Below are 23579 nucleotides of genomic sequence, written 5' to 3'. Positions count from 1 at the left end.
TGCGCGGCGTTGGCCATCGTCGGCGGTCGGCTGGTCCGGTCGATCCTGTTCAGTCTGGTGGCGGCGCCCTTCGCGGCGTTCCGCGGCCTGCCCTGGGTACGCCGGCACGTCGACGCATCCCCCGACGCGGGGATGGTCCGGCGGGTCACCGGCTCGGTGATCGCCACCGTGGTGGTACTCCTGGTCTTCGGCGCCCTCCTCTCCTCGGCCGACGCGGCCTTCTCCCAGGTCCTCAGCGCGATCGTGCCGGAGATTGGCGGCGGTACGGTGTTCCGCGGGATCTTCCTGGCGGCGGTGGGCGCGCTGATCGCGGTCGCCGCCGTCTACACCCTGGCCGCCCCGCCGGATCTGTCCACAGTGGACCGCCGGAGCCGGCGCAGCCTCGGCCTGGTCGAATGGGCCCCGCCCATCGGGGCACTGGCGGCGCTCTTCGCCGGCTTCGTCGCGGTGCAGTTCACCGTGCTCTTCGGCGGCCAGCGGCACGTGCTGAAGACCGCCGGCCTCAGCTACGCCCAGTACGCGCGCAGCGGCTTCTGGCAGCTCCTCTTCGTCACGCTGCTGACCCTGGCGGTGCTCGGTGGGGTGAGCCGCTGGGCCAGCCGCGAACGGAAGACCGAGCGCACCCTGCTGCGGGTCCTGCTCGGCCTGCTCAGCGCGCTCAGCGTGGTGATCGTGGTGTCGGCGCTGTCGCGGATGTACACGTACCAGAAGGTCTACAGCTTCACCGGGGAGCGGATCTTCGTGATGGCCTTCGAGCTGCTGCTCGGCACGGTCTTCGTGATGATCCTGGTGGCGGGCATCCGGTGGCGGGGGCGCTGGATCCCCGGCGCGACGGTCGGGCTGGCCGTGGTGATGCTGCTCAGCCTCGCCGTGCTCAACCCGGAGGACTACGCCGCTCAGCGCAACATCGCCCGGTACAAGCAGACCGGCAAGATCGATGCCTGGTACCTGCGGGCGCTTTCCGCCGACGCGACGCCCGCCCTGGCCAAGCTTCCCGACCCGGTGCGTCGCTGCACGCTGAGCTGGATCGACGCCGACCTCAGCCTGCCCGACCCCTGGTACGCGTGGAACCTCGGCCGGTACCGGGCGCGCCAGACGCTCGACCGGCTCGGTGAGGACGCGATCGGCGGGCCGGACGACTGCGAGGCGGCCGACCAGTTCGACCTGCCCAAGAGCCGCCAGACCCGGTGACGCCAGGTCGAGCCGCGCGGCCGTGACGGGCCGCGCGGCTCGACCAGTGTGGTCGGCCGGCTCAGCGGGCTACCAGGGGGTTCAGTGGTTCTGGGTCACTTGGAAGCAGGCGACGTCGTACTGCGACACAGAGTGGGGGTTTCTCGAGTTCTGTGGCTGCTCACCCGCGTAGACCGTCCCGGCGACACCGTCCGGGTTAAACGGGGAGCCGGGAGTGCTGGCCGAATTGCCCGGCGTCATCTTGGCGCCTTCCTCGCCGCACTCCTGGAACGGCTGCCCCGTGCCTGGGGGGTTGGCGGCGAATGCCGCACCGCCGGACGCCGCAAGTCCGACCGCGAGCGCGGCGCCGCTCACGCAGAGCATTCCTCTCCTGTGGGAACGCCCCGAGTAAGCCATGCGGACCGTCGCCTTCGCGAGGAGCCGCCGAATCAGGGCCCCGATCACTTTCGAGCTTATGACCGTTTTGAGCCCTGCCTGCTGGCTTTGGGAGGTCTCCCCCCGACTGCGGCACCTCCAGTAAACGCCGTTTTGCCAGGCAGTCCTTGGGTAAGAGCCGCTCGTCGCCGAATCGGGAGGAGCAGCAGATGAACCGTTCCGAGTTCGTCGACTCGGTCGCCAGGCGCTCCGGTATCCCGCAGGCGCAGTTTGAGGTCCTCACCCGCACAACCCTGCAGACGTTGGCCGAACGACTCACCGCAGGCGAGGCGAAGGACCTTGGCGAGCAACTTCCCGCAGAGCTGGGGACGACCTGTGTCAGGCCCAGGGGGGCGCAGAGCCGTTCGGGCCGACGGAGTTCATCCAGCGCGTCAGCGCGCAACCCCGGCCGGGGGTAGCGGCACGAGACCGAACGGAACCAGACACGGTCGGCCGGGGGCGCCACGACGTACCCCACATGGTCCGGAAGGAGAACCTGCGGTGAACTACGCCGAGTTCCGGGAGGCGGTGGCGAAGCGAGCGGGACTGCCACCGCCGGAGGCGGACAACATCGTCCGAGCCACGCTCACGACATTGACGGAACGGATCAGCGGAGGCGAGGCCGACGATCTGGCCGCGCAGCTTCCGGAGGAGCTGCGAGAGCACATGCACAAGGACGTGGATTTCGGCGAGCGGCTCGACCTGGCCGAGTTCCTGAATGAGGTACGGGCGCGCGCGGGAGTGGATCGCCAGCGGGCCGCTGAGGGCATCCGCGCCGTACTGACGACCTTGCGCGATGCGGTGAGCGCGGAAGAGTTCAAGGACATGGCGTCCGAGCTGCCAAAGGACATCCAGCAGCTGCTCTATCCGGTGAGCCGCCAAGTCGGGGCGTGACGACCACCAGCGAGAGGCCGGCATCAGGGGCCTTTCGCCCTACTCGATCAAGTAGCTGCGACGTTTACTGACGGCATGAAGGTGCTGCTCATCATCAACGGTCCGGCCTATGGCTCCGACGAGACCTTCAACGCGATACGGCTCGCCGTGGCGCTGGCCAAGCGAAACGACACCGAGCCGCGCGTGTTCCTCATGGGCGACGCAGTCACCTGTGCCGTAGCCGGGCAGAAGACCCCGGACGGCTATTACACCCTTGACCGCATGCTGAAGACCTTCGCCCGCCACGGCGGCGCGATCGCCTGCTGCGGGACGTGCATGGACGCCCGCGGCCTGACCAAGGAGCATCTCATCCCCGAAGCTCCCCGCTCCTCGATGGATGAACTTGCCGCTTGGACGGTCGAAGCCGACCGGGTCCTCACCTTCTGACGACGGACGTGACTGCCGTCATCGCGTCATGCCAACCCCTCGGTAGCGTCTGATCCACCGCAGTCGCGGGCGAGCTACCGGGAAGGAACGACTGTGACTGGGGAGCACTGGACCAGCATCTACGAGCAGAAGCGGACTACCGAGGTCAGCTGGTTCCAACCCCAGCCCACACTGTCGTTGGAGCTGCTCACGGCTGCGAATGCCGGCGCAGACGACGCGATCCTCGACGTCGGCGCCGGCGCCTCCGTGCTCGTCGACCACCTGCTGGAGCGTGGGTTCCGCGACGTGTCCGTCCTCGACATCTCGGCACCCGCCCTGCACGTCGCACAACAAAGGCTTGGCAAGAACGCCAGCAAGGTCGCCTGGATCGTCGCGGACCTGCTGACGTGGAAGCCGGAACGCCGGTACAAGATCTGGCACGACCGGGCTGTCTTCCACTTCCTCACCACCGCCGAAGACCGGGCCCGCTACCTTGACATCCTTCGTGCGGCGCTCGATCCGGACGGCTACGTCATCATCGCGACCTTCGCCGCCGACGGCCCCACCAGCTGTTCCGGCCTACCGGTCGCCCGCTACTCCCCACAGCAACTGGCTGAGCAGTTCCCCCGTTTCACCGTTGTGCGCGCCCAGCGTGAGGATCACCGGACACCAGGCGAGGTAATTCAGCCCTTTACATGGCTGCTCCTCGCCGCTCCGACAGACTGACTCCCGACACGAGGTTAGGGCCAATGATCGAAATTCTGTACTTCGACGGCTGCCCTAACCATGAGGGCCTGGAGGGACGGATACGGTCGCTTCTCGCTGCTGTCGGTATCGAGGAAGCGATCACCCACCGTCGCATCGAGTCGGAGGCGGAAGCCCGGGTAGAGCGCTTCCTCGGCTCGCCCACGGTGCGCGTCAACGGCGTCGACGTCGACCCGGATGCGGCCAGCCGGAGCGCCTACGGGCTGATGTGCCGCGTGTACGCAACAGACGACGGGCTCCGCGGCACTCCCCCGGACGAGTGGATCGTGAACGCGCTGCGCCAAGCGGGCGCATAACGTGGGCTTGCCTGTCCCTGCCACTCCCAGGATCGTCAGGGCTCAGCCTGTTACGCGCCGCGTGGCGGAGAGTGAAGTCATCACCTGCTGACGACGCCGCGGTTTGGTGGCCGCGTCGCCGGGAAGCTCGCGGACTTGCGACGGAAGGAATTTCTCGTGTCATCGACCATATTTCCTGGCGGGACGTTCACGATGGGGGATCTGACGGTCACCCGCATGGGGTACGGCGCGATGCAGTTGGCCGGCCCGCACGTCTTCGGCCCACCGGCCGACCGCGACGCTGCCGTGGCCGTGCTCCGCGAGACCGTGCGCCTGAACATCAACCACATCGACACCGCCGACTTCTACGGCCCCTACGTCACCAACCAGCTCATCAGGGAGGCTCTACACCCGTACCCCGATGACCTGTGCATCGTGACGAAGGTCGGATCGGTGCGCGACGCGGAGGGGAACTGGCTGCCGGCGTTGGCTCCCGACCAGTTGCGTCAAGCCGTGCACGACAACTTGGAGCGGCTCGGACTCGACGTGCTCGACGTCGTCAACCTGCGCGTCGGCGGGTTCGACAGACCCACTCCCGGCTCAATCGCCGAGCCGTTCACCGTGCTCGCGCAGTTGCAACAGGAGGGACTGATCAGGCATCTCGGTCTCAGCACCGTCAACGCCGACCAGATCGCCGAGGCGCAGTCCATCGCCCCGGTCGTGTGCGTGCAGAACTTCTACAACATCGCAAATCGGGACGACGACCACCTGATCGACTCCCTCGCCGCGCAGCGCATCGCCTACGTGCCCTACTTCCCCCTCGGCGGCTTCTCGCCACTGCAGTCCGCGGAACTCAACGCCGTCGCGACCCGTCTCGACACCACACCGATGGCCGTCGCACTGGCGTGGCTGCTTCAGCGCTCCCCGAACATCCTGCTCATCCCCGGCACCTCATCCGTCGCGCATCTGCGGGAGAACGTCTCCGCTGCTGCGCTGAACCTTCCCGAGGACGCGCTGACCGAGCTGAACGCCATCGCGTCCTGAGCACGGCCAGCGGCCGACCCGCGATCGGGTTCATCGGCCTGGGCGACCTGAGGCAGATGGGCGGGCAGGAGTCGCCTTGCGCGTGGTCATTGCTGGTTCGCGCTTCGGTACTGCTCGTCTGCGACCGGTTCCAGCCAGGTGGTGGGGTCGCCGCCGTCGGGAAGGTTCTCCAGCATGGCGAAATGGCTCATGAAGGTGTCGGCGGCGGCGCCGTGCCAGTGTTCCTCCCCGGGCGGGCAGACGACGGTGTCGCCGGGGCGCACGCGCACGACCGATCCATCGCGCGTTCCCACCAGGCCGACGCCATCGGTGACGTGGAGGGTCTGACCGACGGCGTGGGAGTGCCAGTTGGTACGGGCGCCGGGGCTGAAGCGGACGAGGGCGACGACCATCCGCGAGGGCTCCTGCCCCTGGTAGATGTGGGTGACGTAGACGTCGCCAGTGAAGGTCTGCGCGGGGCCTTTCGCGGTCGGGCTGACGGGTCGCAGTTCCATGTGGGTCTCCTATGTCGCGGGTCGGGATCGACGGTCTCGGAGGTCCGCCGTTCCTCAGGGATTGAGGAGGACCTTGATGGCGCGGCGTTCGTCCATGGCCTGGTACCCCTCGGCGGCCTGCTCAAGGGGGAGGGTGAGGTCGAAGACCTTGCCAGGGTCGATCTGCCGGTTCCAGATCAGGTCGATCAGCTCGGGCAGGAGACGGCGCACCGGTGCCGGGCCGCCGTGCAGGTGGACGTGGGAGAAGAACAGCTCCTCGCCGGGCAGTTCGACCCCGTGGGCAACGCCGACGTAGCCGACGTGACCGCCCGGACGGGTGGAGCGGATGGACTGCATCATCGACTCCTGGGTGCCGACCGCCTCGATGACCGAGTGCGCGCCTAGCCCGTTCGTCAGCTCCTTGATGCGCGCGACGCCCTCATCGCCCCGCTCGGTGACGATGTCGGTCGCACCGTAGTGGGCCGCCAGCTTCTGACGGGGCTCGTGCCGGCTCATGGCGATGATGCGTTCTGCGCCGAGCTGCTTGGCGGCCAGCACGGCGAGCAGCCCGACCGCACCGTCACCGACGACCGCGACGGTCTTTCCCGGCCCGACCTCGGCCGCCACGGCGCCGAACCAGCCGGTGCCCAGCACGTCGGAGGCGGCGAGGAAGCTCGGGATCAGGTCGTCGGAGGGAGTGTCGGGCGTGGCGACCAGGGTGCCGTCGGCCAACGGGATGCGCAGGTACTCGGCCTGGGCGCCGAGCCCGCCGACGGGTTCCCGGTGGATGCACGAGGACTGGTAGCCAGCCTGGCAGATCTCGCATGTGTTGTCGGAGGCGAAGAACGAGCCGATCACGAACTGGCCCGGCTTGATGTTCTTAACCTCGCTGCCAACCTCCTGGACGACGCCGACATACTCATGGCCCATCGGGGCCGGCCTCTTGATTGCTTCGACGCCCCGGTACGGCCACAGGTCCGAACCGCAGACGCAGGTGGCGGACAAGTGAATGATCGCGTCGGTCGGGAGGAGGATCCGAGGATCTTCGCGCTCCTCCACCCGGACGTCGCCGGGGGCGTAGAGGACAGCACCACGCATGAGGTTCTTCCTTCCGATTCAAAGTCCCGGCCGTGACGCGGCGGCTACCCGTCCCGCATACCCGAGTAGGGCGCGGAATCGCGGCCATCCGGGAAGCAAACGGCCGAGCACGATGCCAGTCACCGCACGGGGGGCGGCGGCCGGCGGCGGTGTTCAACGCCATCCAGCAAACCCCGGCAGAGCTCGTTCAGGGAGTTTCCGCTGAAAGGTGTACTGACAGGGCACCCCTCGGAGAAGCCGCGACACGTACGGTCGAGAGGTGGACAACCGCACCGAGGTCCGCGAGTTCCTCGTCTCGCGGCGCGCCAAGATCAGCCCGGAACAGGCGGGCCTGCCCGCCGGCGCCAACCGGCGGGTCCCGGGACTACGCCGCAGCGAAGTCGCGGCACTCGCCGGCGTGAGCATCGAGTACTACTCGAAACTCGAACGAGGCGCTCTGGCCGGCGTGTCACCGTCCGTGCTGAACGCCATCGCCCGGGCGCTCCAGCTCGATGACGCGGAACGGGCGCACCTGTTCGACCTCGCCCGGGCGGCGGACGGCAGCACCGCCCTCATGCGGCCCCGGCGCCGCACCGCCAAACAGTGGTCGGTGCGCCCTAGCCTGCAATGGACCCTCGATGCGGTCACCCAGGGTCCCGCCTTTCGTGCGCAACGGCCGCATGGACCTGCTCGCCGCGAACCGGCTCGCCCGAGCGTTCTACGCCGACGTGTACACCGACCCCCAGCGCCCGGCCAACATCGCCCGGTTCACCTTCCTCGACGAGAAGGCGCACCGCTTCTACCCGGAATGGGACCTCGCCGCCGACGTCTGCGTCGCCATCCTCCGTACCGAAGCCGGCCGCGATCCGCACGACAAGGATCTCCACGACCTCGTGGGTGAACTCTCCACCCGCAGCAACGAGTTCCGCAGACGATGGGGCGCCCACAACGTCCGGCACCACGGCACCGGCGCCAAGAACTTCCGCCATCACATCGTCGGCGACCTGACCCTCGCCTACGAAGGGTTGGAGATGGCCGCAGAACCCGGCCTCACCCTCACCATCTACACCGCCGAGCCCGGCTCCCCATCCGAGGACGCGCTACGCCTGCTCGCCTCCTGGGCCGCCTCACACGAAACGGACGCCGACGCACAAACAGTTCTCACCGAGTGATCAGTAAAGGAGCGGCGTGCAGGCCGCCGGGGCGGTCAAGAACGCGCTGTGGGGCGAGGGCAAGTGAGCTTGGCTACTTCCATGCCCGCCGACGAAGGGCGTCCGTCATTCGTTACGAACGCCCTGATCGTTGAAGGGTGGAGCTTCACCGCCCCGGACGCCGGCTGCCGGCAAGGCAGCCTTATCTCAGATCGTGGTTAGGCAGCTACAGGCGGGGTACGCATTCGTCCGTGTGTGAAGGCCCCGTTGAATCCGGCCTTTCTTGCCGACGACCAGTCCGAGAGGAACAACGGTGTCACACGAGTATCGCAAAGACCCCGCGGCAATTTCTCAGCTGTCACCCGAGCAATACAGAGTCACCCAAGAAGGTGGGACAGAGCCAGCCTTCGACAACGCCTATTGGGGCAACAAGGAGCCAGGCATCTACGTCGACCTCGTATCCGGTGAACCCATATTCGCTTCTGTCGACAAGTATGACAGCGGTACCGGCTGGCCGACTTTTACAAAGCCCATCGAGCCGAAGAACGTTGTCCAAGTGGGAGACTCGAGCCTCGGCATGTCCGGCATCGAGGTCCGTTCGGCGCACGGCGACAGTCACCTTGGCCATGTGTTTGACGATGGTCCCGCAGAAACTGGCGGCTTGCGCTACTGCATGAACTCGGCCGCACTTCGGTTCATTCGGCGCGACGACCTCGAGCGTGAAGGCTACGGCGAGTACCGCAGGTTGTTTGAGCACCCAGACGGGGAGCGAAGCGATGACCGACACGACTGACAAGGCGATCCTGGCCGGCGGCTGGCTGTCGTACTCCGGTTGATGCCTCATCGCGGCTGGGAGCGGACCGGATGGGAGCCCGGTGGATCATCGGGCTCGGATTGCGCCAGAGCGAGGTGCTTGGGCTGCAATGCGAAGAGTGGCTACTTCCATCCCTAACGACGAAGGGCGTCCGCCATTCCGACGAACGCCCTGGTCATGAAGGGTGGAGCCGAGGGGACTCGAACCCCTGACCCCCACACTGCCAGTGTGGTGCGCTACCAGCTGCGCCACGGCCCCTTGCTGTCGTCCCCGGTCGCCCGGGCACGCAGAGAACTATACACACGGCGGCCGGCATGGTCATATCGCGGGGGTCCCCCGCCGGCGGCTCAGTTCAGGGCCACGTCCGGGGGGAAGTGGGCCACCGCCGCCATCATGCCGCCCTGGCGGCGCAGCACCATCGGCCAGAGGTCGTCCGGCCGGTCGACGAAGGCGTCACCGGGCAGCGCGTCCAGGACGAACCAGGATCCTTCCTCGATCTCCTGCTCCAACTGGCCGGCGCCCCAGCCGGAGTAGCCGGCGAAGACCCGGATGCTGCCGATGGCGTCCCGCAGCCGCTCCGGGTTTACGGAGAGGTCGATGGTGCCAACCGCCCCGGAGACCCGGTGGAAGCCCTTCACCGGCTTAATCGGGTGACGCATCCGGGCCAGGCAGATGGCCGAGTCGGGCTGCACGGGACCGCCCTCGAAGAGCACCGCCGGGTGGCGGGCGAGGTCGCTCCAGTCCCCCAGCACGTCGGCGACCGGCACCTCGGTGGCCCGGTTGAGCACCACGCCCAGCGCGCCGCCGGGCTCGTGGGCGACCAGCATCACCACCGTACGGTCGAAGTTCGGGTCCTTGAGCGCCGGAGTCGCGACCAGCAGCCGCCCGGTCATCGACTCCATGGCCCGACCACCGATCGCCTGTCCCTCCTGCATGTCCGACATCCGTCAGCCGTACGCCAGTTCGGCGACACCGACGCCGTGGACCATCCGCGCTGTCAACGCCATGCCTGGCACCATAGCCTGCGGTCCGCGCGGTGGCTAAGGTCTGACCGGGCGGATGATCGAGCAGGTTCGAGGGAGGGTCGATGGGTCCGACGGCGGAGCTCGCGGTGATCGGCGGGTCCGGGCTCTACGCCCTGCTCGACGGTGCCACCGAACACGTGGTGGAGACGCCGTACGGGGCGCCGTCGGACGCGGTGACCATCGCCGAGGTGGCCGGGCGCCGGGTCGCGTTCCTGCCCCGCCACGGTCGTGACCACCGGTACCCGCCGCACCTGATCCCGTACCGGGCCAATCTCTGGGCGCTGCGCTCCCTCGGCGTACGCCAGGTGATCGCCCCCTGCGCGGTCGGCGGCCTCCGGCCGGAGCTGGGCCCGGGCACGTTCGTGGTGCCGGACCAGCTCATCGACCGGACCAGCGGCCGCGCCCAGACCTACTACGACCGCGGGGCGGTGCACGTCTCCTTCGCCGACCCGTACTGCCCGGTGGGCCGCCGGACGATGCTGGGCGCCGCAGCGGGCCGGGACGTGCCGGCGGTCGACGGCGGAACGGTGGTGGTGGTCGAGGGCCCGCGCTTCTCCACCCGGGCCGAATCCCGCTGGTTCACCTCGATCGGCGGCGCGGTGGTCAACATGACCGGCCACCCGGAGGCGGTGCTGGCCCGGGAGCTGGCCCTCTGCTACACCTCGATCGCGCTCGTCACCGACCTGGACGCGGGGGTGGAGAGCGGAGAGTCGGTCACCCAGGAGGAAGTGTTCCGGGTCTTCGCGGAGAACACCGACCGGCTGCGCGGCGTGCTGCTGGACGCCGTTGCCGCGCTGCCGGCCGAGCGGGACTGCCCGTGCGGCCATGCGCTGGACGGGATCCAACTCCCCTTCCCGCTGCCCTGACCGGCTGCCGCCCCGTCCAGCGCGGCAAAGCGCCCGGAAAGCCTGGGCTGCCCCGATAGATTCGGTGGGGCCGGGAGACTGATCACCGAGCCCTCTCCGGCGCAGCGCAGCAGACGGAGGCAGCCGGCGATGGCAACGGTCCGCGACACCACGTACGACCTCCTCCGCGACCTGGGCCTGACCACCATCTTCGGCAATCCGGGCTCGACCGAGGAACCGTTCCTCCAGGGCTTCCCGGCCGACTTCCGGTACGTGCACGCGCTGCAGGAGGCGGCGGCGATGGCGATGGCCGACGGGTACGCCCAGGCCACCGGACGCCCCGGCCACGTCAACCTGCACACGGCCCCGGGCACCGGCAACGGCATGGGCAACTTGGTCACCGCCTGGCACAACAAGACCCCGCTGATCGTCACGGCCGGCCAGCAGAACCGGGAGATGCTGCTGATCGAGCCCCGGCTGGCCAGCCTCCGGGCGGCGGAGCTCACCCAGCCGTACGTGAAGTGGAGCTACGAGCCGGTCCGCGCGCAGGACATCCCGGCGGCCCTGATGCGGGCGTACGCGACGGCGGTGCAGCCACCCGCCGGGCCGGTCTTCCTCTCGCTGCCGATGGACGACTGGGACCGGCCGGCCGACCCGCCGCCGCAGGTGCGGAGCGTCGCCACCCGGTTCGCCCCGGATCCGGAGCGGCTGCGCGAGTTCGCCGCCGTGCTGGCTGGCAGCCGCTCCCCGGCACTGGTGCTCGGCGCGGCGGTGGACCGGGCCAACGCCTGGTCGGCGGCCGTCGCGCTGGCCGAGCGGCTGGCCGCCCCGGTCTGGTGCACCCCGGCACCCGAGCGGGCCGTCTTTCCCGAGGACCACCCGCACTTCCGCGGCGTGCTGCCGTACGCGATCGGTCCGCTCGCGGAGACGCTGCGCGGGCACGACACGGTGCTGGTCGTCGGCGGCCCGGTGTTCCGTTACTACCCGCACGTTCCCGGCGACTACCTGCCGGCGGACGCGCGGCTGCTGCACGTCACCGACGACCCGGACGAGTCGGCCCGGGCCCCGGTCGGGGAGAGCGTGCTCGGCGACGCCGGGTTGACCCTGGCAGCCCTGCTGGACCTGGTTCCACCAGCGGACCGGCCGGCGCCGTCCGCGCGCCCGGACCTGGCGCCGCCCGAGGTCACCAACCCGCCGAGCGCGGACGCGCTCTTCGCCGCGCTGGCCCGGCACTGGCCGGCGGACGGCGTGCTGGTGCAGGAGTCCCCGTCCAACCTGGCGGCGCTGCGCCGCCGGCTACGGATCACCCGGCCCGGCTCGTACTTCACCATGGCCAGCGGTGGTCTCGGCTTCGGCCTGCCGGCGGCGGTGGGGATCGCGCTCGCCGAACGGGACACCGGGCGCGGCCGGCCGGTGGTGGCGGTGATCGGCGACGGCTCGTTCCACTACTCGGTGCAGGCGCTCTGGACCGCCGCCCGGCTGCAACTGCCGCTGCCGGTGCTGGTGCCGGTCAACCATCAGTACGCGATCCTCAAGGCGTTCGCCGAGCTGAAGCACACGCCCGGGGTGCCGGCGCTGGACCTGCCGGGGCTGGACGTCAGCGCGGTGGCGCACGGCTACGGCTGCGCGTCCACCCTGGTCGACCCGCTCGACCGGCTCGGCGACGCCCTCGACGCCGCCCTCGCGGCCGACCGGCCCACCGTGCTGCCGGTCCCGATCAGCACCGAGGTACCGCGGATCCTGTGAGCCGCGCCGCGGTGCAGGTGAGCGGGGCACCGGACGACACGTTCAGCACGGGTCTGGTGCCCAGCGGCGCCTTGAGGGTGACGGTCACGGGCTTGAGCACCAGTTGCAGGGTGCAGACCCCGGTGGAGCGGGTGACGCTGCCGCCGACCACCACCACGTCGTCCCGCTCCAGCACCCGGGGCGTGATGGCGGTGTCGCAGGCACCCACCGCGAGCCGGTAGTCCAGTCGGGTCCCGTCCGCCGCGTCGAGGCTCTCCGCGCCGACCACGCCGTCCGGCACCGGCCCGGTCGGTCCATCCCCCGGAGGTACGGCCGCGACGGCGCTCGGCGCGACGGCGACCCGGGCCACCGGCGTCTTCAGCTCGTCCACGGTGAACAGCCAGGCCGGCACCTCGGCGACGCCGCGGCTGGTGCGCACCGACGCGGTCCCCAGTTTCACCGCGATGACCGTGAGAGGGATGCAGGCGGTCTGCACCGGGCTGCTCACCGGACCGTCCGGCCCCGGTTCGATGGTCGGGCCGCCGTCCTTGGGCCGGCCCGGTCCACCGGTCGACCCGGGCTCCTTCGGCCGCCCGTCACACGGCGGCGGGTCCCCCTGATCGAGCTGCGCGTACGCTTCGGCGGCGCTGACCAGCGGCACCCGCAGCGTGCCGTCGGGGAACTGAATGCTCCCGTCGCCCGGCTTCGCGGCCGGCAGTGGGATCTGGTCCCGGTACCAGCCGGCCCGGAACGCCGTCTCGGTGTCGGGGGTGAAGCCCGGGTCACCGGTCAGCACCGTGCCCTCCTGAAGGGGCACGTACCCGGTGGTCCAGGCCGGGCCGGGACGCCAGCGGGCGGCGACCTCGGCGGCCCGCTGGTCGAACGCCTCCCGCCGCTGGTCGGGGCTGCCGCTGGACGGCCCGGCCGGGGCGGAGTCGGCCGGCGCGCAGCCGACCGCCATCAGGAGCGGCAGGCCCAGCAGGGCGATGGTGCGACGCATGCCTGTTCGACGCCGCCCGCGCACCACCGGTTCCCCTCCGCCAGCCAGCACGAGTCCCGCCGTCCTGTTCGGGCGAGGCGCGGACCCGCGCTCAGGTCTCCCCGCCCAGATCCGCCTGGTACGCCTCCCAGAGCAGGTCGGCGCCGCGCTGCCGGTGCCGGGAGAGCGCCCCCAGCAGGTCGACGGCCCGCCCGCACAGCTCCTCGGCGGGTACGGCGGGCAGCTCGGCGGCGTGCTGAAGGGCGAGGATCGCCCCGGCGATGAGGGCATGCTCCCGGGTGAGCAGTTGCAGCCCCCGGTCGAGGCGCGGGGCCTGGTCGAGCAGTTCGGCGTAGAGGCCGCTGGGTCCCTCGGTGACCCGGACGTGCTCGGCGAAGCCCTGCCCGACCGGACCGAGCTGGATCATCACCCGCTCCCGCCAGCGCGGCTCCTCCATCGGCGCGGCGAGCGCCCGGGCGAGGGCGTGCACGTCGCCGAGGAAGGTCGGCCGGTGCTGGCGCGCGAGGGGCGGTCGCCCCGCCGTGAAGACGGTGGACGGCTGCTGGATCGGACCGGTGACCATGGGCACCTCCCGCTGCTGCGCTACCGCGTACCGCGATCGTGAACCCAGGGAAAGACCCTGTCCAGGGGCCGGACCCGCCTCATCCGGCACATCGGCCCCACTGGTCGCAGGAGCCTCAGCAGGCGCTACAGGCTCAGCGGGTTCGCCGCCATCGTGCGGAGCTGACCGGCGAGGACGTGGATGTCCCCGTTCCTGCCGTCGGTGGAACGGCCGCCGGTCATCGCGTCGGCGAGCGCCCGCAGCTCGTGCGGCGGGAGCGTGGCGAGACCCATGCCCTGCAGGGGGATGGTGATGCGGCGGCCGGTGTCCGGGTCGCGGGCGACGAGGGTCGGCACCCGTACCACCGTCTCGTCGCCGACCCGCCGCGCGAGCGCGCCGGCGGTGACCTCGGCGGTGGCCAGGTCGACGGTGCGGGTGGCCAGCGCCCCCCGCACGGACGCCCGGGTGCCCGCCAACCAGACGGCCGTCCGCAGCACCCGCAGCACCAGGTACAGGCCGAGGAGCACGAACGGGATCCCGCACAGGCCGACGAGGCGGCCCGGCGTCGGCCCGGCACCGGACGACGAGGTGTCGGCCAGGTCCGGTGGCAGCATGCCGGGCGGCAGGTCCCGCGCGTCCTCGTACGAGGGCAACGGGTCGCCGAACCCGGTGATCCGACGCAGCAGGCCCTCGGCGAGCACGGGCAGCAGCACGAAGACCGCCCCGACGGCGGTGAACAGCCCGCCGACGACCGCCGCCATGGCACGTTGGCCGGCCGGTGCGCCCACCGACAGCCGGAGCCTCTCGTTCGTCACAGCCGGCAGCCTAGAGCGCGCCGGCAACGGAGACGACTGTGCGCCCCGGTCCACTGGACCGGGGCGCACAGTCTCGAGGAAGGACATCATTCGCTCCGCGCGGTCTCCGGCCCGGTGATGCGTTCCAGCAACGGCAGGGTGGAGGCGATGATGCCGAGGCAGGCCGCCAGCCCGATGACGACGATCGCGTAGAACCCCACTCCGGGAGCGGTGAGCGTGTAGCCCATCTGCGCCTTGAGGAACAGTTGCGCGGCGAGGAGGCCCATGCCGATCGCGACCACGGCGACCGCGAGCATCGGTACGGCGCTCTCGAGCGCGACCACGCGGCGCAGGACGTGCAGCGACGCGCCGCTGAGCCGGAGCAGGCTGAATGGGCGCCTGCGCTCGGTGAGACCGCCGACCACGGTGACCGCGAGGCTGCAGCCGGCGAGCGCGAGGCTGGCGATGATGATGACGTTGGCCAGTTGTTTCCAGCCGCGCAGCGTGTTGGCGAAGTCCGACTCGAAGTCGCCGGGCACGTTCGGGGCGACCCAGAATTCCGTCGGGTAGGCAACCTCGAGGACGGTGCGCGCGCGTTCCAGCGCGGCGACCGAAGCGTCGGTTCCGACGACGATCGACGCCACCGGCAACCGCTGGAGGTCGCCGACCGTGACGGATGCGGCGGGCCAGACCCTCGTGGACGATGCCGGTTGCTCGAAGGGCATGAGGCTCATCGGCACCTCGGCAACGGTGGCGCCGTCGGCGCACCGGCCGTACGCCGCCGGGAGATCGGTGCACGCGACCACCCACCCATCGCTGCCGCGGACCGGGTTCTCGCGGACCACCGTCGCGCTGCGCACGCCGGGGATCGCGCGCAGGTCGGTCAGCACCGTGTCGGGCACCGACGGCGGGTTCTCGGTGAACACGGTGGACATCGTGCCGGCGCCGGTCGATCCGATCGGCGCCGGGCCGCGGTTGGCGACGATCGTGGTGATCACGCCGACCGCCACGCTCGTGACGAAGAGCGCGAGCATGATCCCGCTGATCGCCCGGAAGCCGGCCTTCGGGTTGTCGGCGAGCCGGCGCGCGGCGATGAGGGTGGCGGGCCGGCTCGCGCGCCGCGCCATCACCCGGGCGCCGACCATCGTCAGCCACGGGCCGGCGAGGACCAGGCCGGCCATGATCAGCAGGAGCCCGGGCAGGAACACCGCGGTCTGGCCGTCCGATGTCTCGGGCCGGTGACCGATGGCGAACGCCAGCACGGCGACGCCGAGCACGAGCGGGATCACCCGGTACGCGCGCGGAGGGCGTGGGGTGACCCGCCGGGTGACGCCGAGCGGGGAAATCCGGACGCGGCGCAGCGAGATCTGCGCCGCCACCGCCGCACCGGCCGGGACGCCGAGCGCGACGAGCAGGACGTCCAGCACGCCCAGCGACATGTCGCTGGTGAAGAACCGCATGCCCGTGAACGGGATCTGCGCGAGCGAGCCGCGGAACGCGAAGAACAGGATGAAGCCGAGGGCGGTCCCGGCGACGGCCGCGGCGGCCGCCTCGACCGCGGCGACCATCGAGATCTGCTTCGGCGTCGCGCCGACCAGGCGCATCGCGGCGAACCGTTGCTCCCGGCGGGCGGCGTTGAGCCGGGTGGCGGTGCCGATGAAGATCAGTACGGGGAACAGCAGCCCGCCGGCTATCACGCCCATGATGAGGTCCACCGTGGTCTCCGGGAGCCCGGGAGTGTTGTCGCCGACGCTGGTGAGCTGCTTGGCGCGGGGTAGCTTGGCGATCTCGTCGGTGGTACCGCCGACGATGACGAGCAGGGCGTCCGGCGACGCCAGCGCCGCCGGGCCGATCGTGCCGAGGTCATGTCCGGGGTAGCGGTCGCCGAGCTGGTCGGCCGGGTTGGCGGCCAGCAGCTTCTGCAACGACGGCGAGGCGTAGTACTCCCCTGGGCCCGGCGTGGTCGGAATGCCAATCGGGGTGGGCGCGTTCGGTCCGGTCGCGGCGACGTCGATGCGGATGATCTGCTTGCCGTGGAAGTAGTCTTCCCGCGTCGACCACCACAGTGGATCCGCGTTGCCGCCCGTCGACGCGTGGGGATACAACGACGCGTATCGGGTGAGCTGCGCGTTGACGGCGTTGACCCCGGCGAGGGTGGCCAGCAGCAGGCCGGCGCCCACCGCGACGGCGGCGGCGATGATGACGAGACGGGTGAGCGCCTCCCGGCCGCCGGCCACCGCGAGGCGTAACCCGAAGCCGATCATGGCGCGATCCTCTCCGGTGCGTTCACGCGCCCGTCGCGGACGATGACCTCGCGGTCGGCGTACGCGGCGACCCGAGGCTCGTGGGTGACCAGGATGACCGTTGTGCCCTGCTCGCGGGCCGCGGTGACCAACAGCTCCATGACGTGCTCGCCGGTGAGCGAGTCGAGCGCACCGGTCGGCTCGTCGGCGAAGAGGACCTCCGGCCCGGCAACCAGGCCGCGGGCGAGCGCGACCCGCTGCGCCTGCCCTCCGGACAGCTCTCCCGACCGGCGCTGCTCCATGCCGTCCAGGCCGAGCCGCTCGAACCAGCCGTACGCCTTGCGCAGCGCTTCCGTCCGGCGGACCCCGCTGAGCAGCAGTGGCAGGGCGACGTTCTCCGCCGCGGTGAGCTCGGGGACGAGCTGGCCGAACTGGAACACGAACCCGAAGCGGTCCCGGCGCAGACTGCTGCGCTCGGTCTCGGTCATGGAGTCGACCCGGGCCCCGTCGAACAGGATCTCGCCGGAGTCGGGTACCAGGATGCCGGCCAGGCAGTGCAGCAGCGTCGACTTGCCCGAACCACTGGGGCCCATGACGGCGAGGATCTCGCCGGCGTCCACGGCGATGCTTGCGCCCCGCAGGGCAGGGGTCCTGCCGAACGAGAACATCGCGTTGCGTGCTTCGATCATGACGGTCATGGCCGCACCGTTTTCCTCAGGGCGTCCAGCCGGGCGCCGGTCATCTCGATCCACCGGAGGTCCGCCTCCAGGTGGTACAGGCCGTGGTCGGCGAGCAGCGCGTCGACGAGGCTGCCGGCCCGCTTGATCTCGGTGAGCTCGCGCATGCGCTGGAGATGCGAACTGCGCTGGGTGTCGAGGTAGTCGCTGGCGGGACGGTCCAGCATCAGCGAGAGCACAACCTTGGCGAAGAGCACGGTCTGCAGATGCGGCTCCGGCTCGACCGGCTGGATCAGCCACTGGTCGACCTCGGTCGCTCCGAGATCGGTGATGATGTACCGCTTCCGGTCGGGCCCGGCACCGGGGCCGACCTCGCTGATCACCACCTTGCCGTCCCGGGCCAGCCGGCTGAGGGTCGAGTAGACCTGGCCGAACGGCAGCGGCTTGCCGCGCCCGAAATAGGCGTCGTAGTCGCGCTTCAGGTCGTATCCGTGGCTGGGCTCCCGTTCGAGCAGCCCGAGAAGGGTGAGGGGAACACTCATGTCGGGAGACTACACCGAGGGTATACCTCGCGTATATACCCTCGATGGATTCGCCGTTCGCGCGCAGCCGCTACCGGCGGTCCATTGGCCGAGGGTGCATACGAAAAGGTCCCGAGAGTGTCGGAAGACACTCTCGGGACCTGAACTGTGGAGGTGCCGGGAATCGAACCCGGGTCCTTCGCCGGTTTGCCAGGGCTTCTCCGAGCGCAGCTCGCTGTGCCTCTACTCGGCCCCACCGATCACGCGAGCGAGTCGGTGTGACGGGCCCAGTCGCTGATTGATCTCGCCGCACGGACCCCGCGACCGGGTCCGGTTGGCCAGCCTTCTAGCTGATGCCGGCTAACTGGGTCGAAGGCGCTCCCAGGCCGACAGACTCACTACTCGCCTCAGGCGGCGAGAGCGAAGTCAGCGCGATTGTTCTTGGCGCTTATTGGTTTCCGACGAACGATTCTCGAGACGACGTCGGCTTCCTCGGCTCGCTTCCCCTGCCTCAACGTACGAAGTCGAAACCTGTCACCCCCTCGAAGGGCTGCCCCTGTCGGCAGCACTACCAAGCCTAACGCCTGCCGCAACCGGATTCATCCCGAGCCCCGGCCGGATCATGGAACCGGTCAGACGGGCACGAATCAGTCGTCCATGCCCTTGCCGCGCCGACCGGCCACGCGGGCGATCTCCCGCTCGGCGTCCCGCTTGGCGAGGTCCTGCCGCTTGTCGTACGACTTCTTACCCTTGGCCAGGCCGATCTCCACCTTGGCCCAACCGTCGGAGAAGTAGACCTGCAGCGGGACCATTGTCAGCCCGCTCTCCCGGGTCTTGCCGATCAGCCGGTCGATCTCCAGCCGCTTGAGCAGCAGCTTCCGGGTACGCCGGGGCTCATGGTTGGTCCAGGTGCCCTGGGTGTACTCCGGGATGTGCATGCCGTGCAGGTAGAGCTCGCCGTCGCGCTCCTGGGCGAACGCGTCGACCAGCGACGCCCGCCCGGCTCGGAGCGACTTGACCTCGGTGCCGGTCAGCGCCATGCCCGCCTCGTACGTGTCGAGGATGGCGTAGTCGTGACGAGCCTTCTTGTTGGAGGCGACCACCTTGCGACCCTTTTCCCGTGGCATCGGCGCCACCCCCTTCCCGATCGGTCCCGCGGCCACCGGCCACAGGGCGGAGATCATGCTACCCGAATAACAAGGGCCCTCCCGCGTCGTTTATTCCGGCGCGGGAGGGCCCTCGGAGAGCCGCGGGGGTGACTAGACCCGCAGGTAGAAGCGGAGCGTGACCCAGGCGGTGACGGCGCTGATCACGCCGCCGACGCCGGCCATGAGCGGGAACATGAACATGATGTCGCCCCAGCTGATCGGGGAGAGCAGGCCCTGCAGCGCCTTCAGCGAGCCGTCGAAGAGCAGGTACTTGGCCGCGATCAGGGCGACCAGGCCGAGCAGTGAGCCGATCAGACCGGCGACCACGGCCTCCAGCACGAATGGCGCCTGAATGAACCAGTTGGACGCACCGACCAGCTTCATGACGGCGACCTCACGCCGCTTGCTGTAGGCGGCCACCTGGATGGTGTTGGCGACCAGCAGCAGGGCGGCGATCGCCATGACGGCCGCGGCGGCGAGGGCGATGTTCTGGATCGAGCTGAGGATGTCGAAGATCTTGTCCAGCAGCTTGCTCTGGTCGACGATCTCGTCGACTCCCTCGGCGCCCTTGTACTGGTTGTAGATGTCCTTGTACTGCTCCGGGTTGACCAGCTTCAGCCGGAACGACGGCGGCAGGCTGTCCGCCTTGACGGCGCTGATCAGGTCGGGGGCGTCCTGGAACATCTCCTGGAACCGCTTGTACGCCTCCTGCTTGTCGACGTAGACGGTCTCCTTGACCAGCGGGTCGCCAGCCAGCTTGGTCTTCAGCGCATCAATCTGCGGCTGGCTGACGTCGGTCTTCAGGAAGATCGAGACCTCGATGTTCTTGTAGTAGAGGTCCTTCATGTCGTCGACCTGGCGGTACATCAGACCGCTGGCGCCAAGCATGGTCAGCGACACCGCCATCGTGATGATCATCGCGATGGTCATGGTGACGTTGCGCCACAGTCCGACCAGTACCTCGGACAGGACGTATTTCATCCGCATCGGGAATTCCTCCGGCTCTCCGGCGTGAGGTGTTCGTCGTTAGGGTCTACGGCAGGGGTGGAGCGTCGGCTCAGCCGTAGACGCCGCGGGCCTGGTCGCGCACGATGCGGCCGCTCTCGATCTCGATGACGCGGCGGCGCATCTGGTTCACGATGTTGGAGTCGTGCGTGACCATCACGACGGTCGTGCCGGTGCGGTTGATCCGGTCCAGCAGGCGCATGATCTCGATCGAGGTGTCGGGATCGAGGTTTCCGGTCGGCTCGTCCGCCAGCAGGATCAGCGGGCGGTTGACGAACGCCCGGGCGACGGCGACCCGCTGCTGCTCACCACCGGAGAGCTCGTGGGGGTAGCGGTGTTCCTTCCCACCGAGCCCGACCAGCTCCAGCACTTCCGGCACGACCCGACGGGCGACCGCCTTGGTCTTGCCGATCACCTCGAGGGCGAACGCCACGTTCTCGTAGGCGGTGCGGTTGGGCAGCAGCCGGAAGTCCTGGAAGACACAGCCGATTGAGCGGCGGAAGTGGGGTCGCTTCCAGGACCGCATCGACGTGACGTCCTTGCCGTTCACGACGACCCGCCCCTTGTTGGGGCTCACCTCGTGCAGCAGCATCTTGATGATCGTGGACTTGCCGGAGCCGGATGGACCGATGAAGAAGACGAACTCGCCCTTCTCGATCGAGACGGACACGTTGTCGAGCGAAGGCCGGGACGCCTTCGGGTACGTCTTCGTCACTTGCTCAAGCTGAATCACGGGTCGAGAGTCTACGCGGTGTAACGGGAGAGCCAAGCCCCCCGCCCCGCCGATGCGAGGCGCGTCATCGATTCAGCCGGTCAGACAGAGATCGATGACGCGCTGCGTCCGAGATCCGTCACGCACTGTCAGCGGTCTGCTGCTGCTGCTTGCGCCACCGGATGCCAGCCTCGATGAAGCCGTCCAGGTCACCGTCGAAGACCGCCGACGGGTTGCCCGTCTCCTGCTCGGTGCGCAGATCCTTCACCATCTGATACGGGTGCAGGACGTACGAGCGCATCTGGTCGCCCCACGAGCCGGCGGCCTCGGTCTTGAGGCCCTGGAGCTTGGCCTGCTCCTCCTGGCGCTTGCGCTCCAGCAGCCGGGCCTGGAGCACCCGCAGCGCGGACGCCTTGTTCTGCAGCTGGGACTTCTCGTTCTGGCAGGTGACCACGATGCCGGTCGGGATGTGGGTGATCCGCACCGCCGAGTCGGTGGTGTTGACGCTCTGCCCACCCGGGCCCGAGGAGCGGTAGACGTCGATCCGCATCTCGTTCTCGGGGATCTCGATGTGGTCGGTCTGCTCGACGACCGGCAGCACCTCGACGCCGGCGAAGCTGGTCTGCCGCCGCCCCTGGTTGTCGAACGGGCTGATCCGCACCAGGCGGTGGGTGCCCGACTCGACGCTCAGCGTGCCGTAGGCGTACGGGACCTTGACGGTGAAGGTGGCGGACTTCAGGCCCGCCTCCTCGGCGTACGAGGTCTCGTAGACCTCGGTCGGGTAGCCGTGCCGCTCGGCCCAGCGCAGGTACATCCGGAGCAGCATCTCGGCGAAGTCCGCCGCGTCCACGCCGCCCGCGCCGGCCCGGATGGCGACCAGCGCCTCCCGCGAGTCGTACTCGCCGGAGAGCAGGGTGCGGACCTCCATCTCCTCGATGGCCTTGGTCAGCCCGGCGATCTCCGACTCGACCTCGCCGAGCACCCCCGGGTCGGACTCCGCCTCGGCCAGCTCGAGCAGGACCCCGGCGTCGTCGAGCCGGGAACGGAGGCTGCCGAGCTTGCTGATCTCGCCGTTGACGTATGACAGCTGCGAGGTCACCTGCTGCGCCTTGGCCTGGTCGTCCCAGAGGTCCGGCGCGGAGGCTTGCTGCTCCAGCCGGGCCTTCTGCTCGTGCAGCTTGTCAAGGTCGAGCACGGCCTCGATGTTGCGCAGGGTGGCGTCGAGTTCCTTGAGCTGTTCGGCGTAATCGGCAGCGGTCACGACAGACAAGCGTACTTGGCGTTTCGCCGGCTGCTCAGGTCACCTGGCCGAGGAACCCGGTCAGCCACCGACCTGGACGCTCTTCAGCCAGGAGAGGGCGGCCTTGTGGTAGGCGACGGCGAACTCCAGCGCGCTGGCGTCGTACGCCTCGCCCTCCTTCTTGGCGTTCTTCACCTGCTCCCGCACCGCCGCCAGGGCCTCGCTGTGGTACTCGTTCGCCGCGGCGTGCAGGTTCTTGAGCTGCGTCGGGGAGTGCAGGTTGCCGAAGGCGACGCGCAGCGCCACCGGGTTGCGGATGGTGTCCCGCCCGGGGCTCTCCGCCAGCCAGCGGGAAAATGTCCGTTTTCCGGCTGCCGTGATCGCGTAGGGCTGACTCATCCGCGGTCCAGGCTTGCCGAGCCGCACCAGCCCCTTCTCCGCCAGCACCGGGAGCTCCCGGTAGACCTGGCTACGGGTCATTGACCAGTACGGCGACAGCCGCCGCTCAGCGGCGGCCATCAGCTGGCCGCCTGTCATCGGACCCTCGTGCAGCAAGCCGAGCAGGGCCGCCGCCGTGGGGTTCACTCCGGATTCCGCCATGCCCTCTAAGCTGCCACTTTGCCGACCCGACGTCCAGGATTTGCCGTTTTCGCCACCCGAGAGGACTTCCAATGTGCACTGTCGGCCGACGACAGTGCTCCGAGGACCACCAGTCCCATCCACCGGACGGCGGTTTGGGGGCTCAGAGCCGGCTACGCAGCTCCCACAGCTCCGGGTAGAACCGGGTCTCCACCCGGGACCGCAGGTAGGCCCCGCCGGCCGAGCCGCCGGTGCCCGGTTTGGTGCCGATCTGCCGTTCCGCCATCAGCACGTGCCGCGCCCGCCAGAGGGAAAATGCCTGGTCATGGCCGACCAGCGCCTCGGCGAGGTCCCAGAGCGGGCCGTACCGCTCCCGGTCCGCGGCGATTTCCTGGTACGCCCCGAAGCGGGCCTCCGCGTCGCCCACGTCGAAGCCGGCGCGGCCGAGCACGGCGAGGAAACCGTCCCAGATGCTCGGCTCGACCAGCCGGCGCTCCAGCCGCTCCCGTTCCGGTCCGGTCAGGCCCCGGAAGCGGCGCAGGAAGTCCGGGTCCTTCAGGCCGGAGAGGAACTCGATCTCCCGGAACTGGACCGACTGGAAGCCCGAGGCGGGGGCGAGTTTGGTGCGGAAGACCAGGAAATCCTGGGGGGTCATGGTGTCGATCACGTCGACCTGGCCGACCAGCACCCGCTCCACCACGTGGCAACGCTCCAGGCGCACCCGGGGCAGGTAGGTCTCCCCCGCCAGCATCCGGTCCCGGGCGTCGGTCAGCTCGGAGAGCAGCAGCTTGAACCAGAGCTCGTAGACCTGGTGGATGGTGATGAAGAGCAGCTCGTCGTGGGAGGCCGGATCGGACTCCGGCACCTGCGCGGCCAGCAGGTCGGCCAGCCGCAGGTAGTCGCTGTAGGTGAGCTGGCCACCCTGCTCACCGAACCGGGCATCGTGCCCAGGGGTCACCTCGGTCACGCTGGTCACGCTACCGCCGGCCGCCCGGCCGCGCCGCCCCGCGAGGGCCCGGTC

The 23579-nt window shown here is 69.7% G+C and carries 27 protein-coding genes, 1 tRNA gene, 1 other RNA gene and 1 pseudogene; 12 read left to right on the top strand and 18 right to left on the bottom strand.

Annotation, left to right across the window (positions count from 1 at the left end):
* Positions 1 to 1191, top strand: a 1191-nt coding sequence (locus DKL51_RS16090; RefSeq protein WP_148097800.1) for a DUF4153 domain-containing protein, incomplete at its 5' end; no start/stop codon positions are given.
* 81 nt (positions 1192 to 1272) lie between these two features.
* On the opposite strand, the gene DKL51_RS34960 is transcribed toward DKL51_RS16090, so the two are convergent.
* On the bottom strand, positions 1273 to 1545 hold the full coding sequence (locus DKL51_RS34960) for an adenylate cyclase (RefSeq protein ID WP_185734815.1): 273 nt from the start codon (positions 1543 to 1545) through the stop codon (positions 1273 to 1275).
* A 230-nt stretch (positions 1546 to 1775) separates the two neighbouring features.
* Here DKL51_RS34960 and DKL51_RS37180 point away from each other — a divergent pair, with 230 nt between their 5' ends.
* The 6 genes from DKL51_RS37180 to DKL51_RS16055 all read left to right on the top strand — a co-directional run bounded on the left by DKL51_RS37180 (position 1776) and on the right by DKL51_RS16055 (position 4988).
* Entirely contained in the window at positions 1776 to 2024 is a 249-nt protein-coding gene (locus DKL51_RS37180) for a DUF2267 domain-containing protein (protein ID WP_109944973.1), read from the top strand.
* Between the two features lie 82 nt (positions 2025 to 2106).
* Positions 2107 to 2499 carry a DUF2267 domain-containing protein gene (locus tag DKL51_RS16075; RefSeq protein ID WP_165823111.1) on the top strand — a complete coding sequence of 131 codons (393 nt, stop codon included), beginning with the start codon at positions 2107 to 2109 and terminating at the stop codon, positions 2497 to 2499.
* A gap of 75 nt (positions 2500 to 2574) precedes the next feature.
* A complete protein-coding gene (locus tag DKL51_RS16070; protein WP_109944975.1) occupies positions 2575 to 2925 on the top strand; it encodes a DsrE/DsrF/TusD sulfur relay family protein in 351 nt (116 codons plus the stop codon).
* 177 nt (positions 2926 to 3102) lie between these two features.
* Positions 3103 to 3630 carry a class I SAM-dependent methyltransferase gene (locus tag DKL51_RS16065; protein ID WP_207783854.1) on the top strand — a complete coding sequence of 176 codons (528 nt, stop codon included), beginning with the start codon at positions 3103 to 3105 and terminating at the stop codon, positions 3628 to 3630.
* Between the two features lie 23 nt (positions 3631 to 3653).
* A complete protein-coding gene (locus DKL51_RS16060; RefSeq protein WP_109944977.1) occupies positions 3654 to 3965 on the top strand; it encodes a DF family (seleno)protein in 312 nt (103 codons plus the stop codon).
* A 156-nt stretch (positions 3966 to 4121) separates the two neighbouring features.
* A complete protein-coding gene (locus tag DKL51_RS16055; RefSeq protein WP_109944978.1) occupies positions 4122 to 4988 on the top strand; it encodes an aldo/keto reductase family oxidoreductase in 867 nt (288 codons plus the stop codon).
* Positions 4989 to 5074: 86 nt separating this feature from the next.
* Here the strand turns inward: DKL51_RS16055 and DKL51_RS16050 are convergent, their stop codons facing one another.
* Both DKL51_RS16050 and DKL51_RS16045 read right to left on the bottom strand, forming a co-directional pair.
* Complete coding sequence (locus DKL51_RS16050) at positions 5075 to 5482, bottom strand: (R)-mandelonitrile lyase (protein WP_109944979.1); 408 nt, start codon at positions 5480 to 5482, stop codon at positions 5075 to 5077.
* Between the two features lie 54 nt (positions 5483 to 5536).
* A complete protein-coding gene (locus tag DKL51_RS16045; protein ID WP_124812204.1) occupies positions 5537 to 6559 on the bottom strand; it encodes a zinc-dependent alcohol dehydrogenase family protein in 1023 nt (340 codons plus the stop codon).
* Between the two features lie 259 nt (positions 6560 to 6818).
* On the opposite strand from DKL51_RS16045, the pseudogene DKL51_RS37485 reads away from it, so the two are divergent.
* The 3 genes and pseudogenes from DKL51_RS37485 to msrB form a co-directional block, all read left to right on the top strand.
* Positions 6819 to 7013 (top strand): annotated as a pseudogene (locus DKL51_RS37485) (transcriptional regulator); the annotation flags it as partial.
* 190 nt (positions 7014 to 7203) lie between these two features.
* Positions 7204 to 7710, top strand: a complete 507-nt coding sequence (locus DKL51_RS37480; protein WP_423790531.1) for an MmyB family transcriptional regulator — start codon at positions 7204 to 7206, stop codon at positions 7708 to 7710.
* 292 nt (positions 7711 to 8002) lie between these two features.
* Entirely contained in the window at positions 8003 to 8482 is a 480-nt protein-coding gene (gene msrB, locus DKL51_RS16035; protein WP_109944981.1) for a peptide-methionine (R)-S-oxide reductase MsrB, read from the top strand.
* A 206-nt stretch (positions 8483 to 8688) separates the two neighbouring features.
* Here the strand turns inward: msrB and DKL51_RS16030 are convergent.
* Together DKL51_RS16030 and DKL51_RS16025 are read right to left on the bottom strand one after the other, a co-directional pair.
* Positions 8689 to 8761: transfer RNA gene (locus DKL51_RS16030), tRNA-Ala, on the bottom strand.
* Positions 8762 to 8850: 89 nt separating this feature from the next.
* Positions 8851 to 9447, bottom strand: a complete 597-nt coding sequence (locus tag DKL51_RS16025) for a YqgE/AlgH family protein (RefSeq protein ID WP_423790530.1) — start codon at positions 9445 to 9447, stop codon at positions 8851 to 8853.
* Between the two features lie 143 nt (positions 9448 to 9590).
* Here DKL51_RS16025 and DKL51_RS16020 point away from each other — a divergent pair, with 143 nt between their 5' ends.
* Together DKL51_RS16020 and mdlC are read left to right on the top strand one after the other, a co-directional pair.
* Positions 9591 to 10394: an S-methyl-5'-thioadenosine phosphorylase gene (locus tag DKL51_RS16020; RefSeq protein ID WP_109944983.1), complete on the top strand. Its 804-nt coding sequence runs from the start codon at positions 9591 to 9593 to the stop codon at positions 10392 to 10394.
* Between the two features lie 129 nt (positions 10395 to 10523).
* Complete coding sequence (gene mdlC / locus DKL51_RS16015) at positions 10524 to 12119, top strand: benzoylformate decarboxylase (protein WP_109944984.1); 1596 nt, start codon at positions 10524 to 10526, stop codon at positions 12117 to 12119.
* Here the strand turns inward: mdlC and DKL51_RS16010 are convergent.
* The 13 genes from DKL51_RS16010 to DKL51_RS15950 form a co-directional block, all read right to left on the bottom strand.
* Positions 12091 to 13098: a hypothetical protein gene (locus DKL51_RS16010; RefSeq protein WP_124812203.1), complete on the bottom strand. Its 1008-nt coding sequence runs from the start codon at positions 13096 to 13098 to the stop codon at positions 12091 to 12093. The two genes, mdlC and DKL51_RS16010, sit on opposite strands and share 29 nt — an antisense overlap.
* Before the next feature lie 91 nt (positions 13099 to 13189).
* Entirely contained in the window at positions 13190 to 13660 is a 471-nt protein-coding gene (locus DKL51_RS16005; protein WP_109965706.1) for a hypothetical protein, read from the bottom strand.
* A 125-nt stretch (positions 13661 to 13785) separates the two neighbouring features.
* Positions 13786 to 14454, bottom strand: a complete 669-nt coding sequence (locus DKL51_RS16000; protein ID WP_123809725.1) for a hypothetical protein — start codon at positions 14452 to 14454, stop codon at positions 13786 to 13788.
* 86 nt (positions 14455 to 14540) lie between these two features.
* Positions 14541 to 16697 carry an ABC transporter permease gene (locus DKL51_RS15995; protein ID WP_109965708.1) on the bottom strand — a complete coding sequence of 719 codons (2157 nt, stop codon included), beginning with the start codon at positions 16695 to 16697 and terminating at the stop codon, positions 14541 to 14543.
* On the bottom strand, positions 16694 to 17374 hold the full coding sequence (locus tag DKL51_RS15990) for an ABC transporter ATP-binding protein (RefSeq protein WP_109965709.1): 681 nt from the start codon (positions 17372 to 17374) through the stop codon (positions 16694 to 16696). Before DKL51_RS15990 ends, DKL51_RS15995 begins: the two co-directional genes overlap by 4 nt.
* Positions 17371 to 17895 carry a PadR family transcriptional regulator gene (locus DKL51_RS15985; RefSeq protein ID WP_109965710.1) on the bottom strand — a complete coding sequence of 175 codons (525 nt, stop codon included), beginning with the start codon at positions 17893 to 17895 and terminating at the stop codon, positions 17371 to 17373. Before DKL51_RS15985 ends, DKL51_RS15990 begins: the two co-directional genes overlap by 4 nt.
* Positions 17896 to 18040: 145 nt before the next feature.
* Positions 18041 to 18416, bottom strand: a transfer-messenger RNA (tmRNA) gene (ssrA, locus tag DKL51_RS15980).
* 105 nt (positions 18417 to 18521) lie between these two features.
* On the bottom strand, positions 18522 to 19001 hold the full coding sequence (gene smpB / locus DKL51_RS15975) for an SsrA-binding protein SmpB (protein WP_109944995.1): 480 nt from the start codon (positions 18999 to 19001) through the stop codon (positions 18522 to 18524).
* Positions 19002 to 19133: 132 nt separating this feature from the next.
* On the bottom strand, positions 19134 to 20009 hold the full coding sequence (gene ftsX, locus DKL51_RS15970; RefSeq protein ID WP_109965711.1) for a permease-like cell division protein FtsX: 876 nt from the start codon (positions 20007 to 20009) through the stop codon (positions 19134 to 19136).
* A 70-nt stretch (positions 20010 to 20079) separates the two neighbouring features.
* Entirely contained in the window at positions 20080 to 20760 is a 681-nt protein-coding gene (gene ftsE, locus DKL51_RS15965; protein ID WP_091083937.1) for a cell division ATP-binding protein FtsE, read from the bottom strand.
* A gap of 118 nt (positions 20761 to 20878) precedes the next feature.
* Positions 20879 to 22000, bottom strand: coding sequence for a peptide chain release factor 2 (prfB, locus tag DKL51_RS15960; RefSeq protein WP_109965712.1), 1122 nt, complete (start codon positions 21998 to 22000; stop codon positions 20879 to 20881).
* Positions 22001 to 22060: 60 nt separating this feature from the next.
* A complete protein-coding gene (locus tag DKL51_RS15955; RefSeq protein WP_109944992.1) occupies positions 22061 to 22579 on the bottom strand; it encodes a PadR family transcriptional regulator in 519 nt (172 codons plus the stop codon).
* A 142-nt stretch (positions 22580 to 22721) separates the two neighbouring features.
* A complete protein-coding gene (locus DKL51_RS15950; protein WP_109944996.1) occupies positions 22722 to 23516 on the bottom strand; it encodes a tryptophan 2,3-dioxygenase in 795 nt (264 codons plus the stop codon).
* Positions 23517 to 23579 lie beyond the last annotated feature (63 nt).

This window comes from Micromonospora globispora, assembly GCF_003857015.1.
GTDB classification, from domain to species: Bacteria; Actinomycetota; Actinomycetes; order Mycobacteriales; family Micromonosporaceae; genus Micromonospora; species Micromonospora globispora.
The sequence above is the reverse complement of the archived record's forward strand: the minus strand, read 5'-3'. Positions and strand labels throughout refer to the sequence as shown.

Excerpts from the sequence above, each read along its gene's own strand:
- DKL51_RS15995 (WP_109965708.1), bottom strand. The coding sequence starts at position 16,697 with ATGATCGGCTTCGGGTTACGCCTCGCGGTGGCCGGCGGCCGGGAGGCG.
- mdlC (WP_109944984.1), top strand. The coding sequence starts at position 10,524 with ATGGCAACGGTCCGCGACACCACGTACGACCTCCTCCGCGACCTGGGC.
- DKL51_RS15985 (WP_109965710.1), bottom strand. The coding sequence starts at position 17,895 with ATGAGTGTTCCCCTCACCCTTCTCGGGCTGCTCGAACGGGAGCCCAGC.
- DKL51_RS16005 (WP_109965706.1), bottom strand. The coding sequence starts at position 13,660 with ATGGTCACCGGTCCGATCCAGCAGCCGTCCACCGTCTTCACGGCGGGG.
- DKL51_RS15990 (WP_109965709.1), bottom strand. The coding sequence starts at position 17,374 with ATGACCGTCATGATCGAAGCACGCAACGCGATGTTCTCGTTCGGCAGG.
- DKL51_RS16045 (WP_124812204.1), bottom strand. The coding sequence starts at position 6,559 with ATGCGTGGTGCTGTCCTCTACGCCCCCGGCGACGTCCGGGTGGAGGAG.
- DKL51_RS16010 (WP_124812203.1), bottom strand. The coding sequence starts at position 13,098 with ATGCGTCGCACCATCGCCCTGCTGGGCCTGCCGCTCCTGATGGCGGTC.
- DKL51_RS37180 (WP_109944973.1), top strand. The coding sequence starts at position 1,776 with ATGAACCGTTCCGAGTTCGTCGACTCGGTCGCCAGGCGCTCCGGTATC.
- ftsX (WP_109965711.1), bottom strand. The coding sequence starts at position 20,009 with ATGCGGATGAAATACGTCCTGTCCGAGGTACTGGTCGGACTGTGGCGC.
- smpB (WP_109944995.1), bottom strand. The coding sequence starts at position 19,001 with ATGCCACGGGAAAAGGGTCGCAAGGTGGTCGCCTCCAACAAGAAGGCT.
- DKL51_RS16025 (WP_423790530.1), bottom strand. The coding sequence starts at position 9,447 with ATGTCGGACATGCAGGAGGGACAGGCGATCGGTGGTCGGGCCATGGAG.
- DKL51_RS16070 (WP_109944975.1), top strand. The coding sequence starts at position 2,575 with ATGAAGGTGCTGCTCATCATCAACGGTCCGGCCTATGGCTCCGACGAG.
- DKL51_RS16050 (WP_109944979.1), bottom strand. The coding sequence starts at position 5,482 with ATGGAACTGCGACCCGTCAGCCCGACCGCGAAAGGCCCCGCGCAGACC.
- DKL51_RS15955 (WP_109944992.1), bottom strand. The coding sequence starts at position 22,579 with ATGGCGGAATCCGGAGTGAACCCCACGGCGGCGGCCCTGCTCGGCTTG.
- DKL51_RS16020 (WP_109944983.1), top strand. The coding sequence starts at position 9,591 with ATGGGTCCGACGGCGGAGCTCGCGGTGATCGGCGGGTCCGGGCTCTAC.
- DKL51_RS16060 (WP_109944977.1), top strand. The coding sequence starts at position 3,654 with ATGATCGAAATTCTGTACTTCGACGGCTGCCCTAACCATGAGGGCCTG.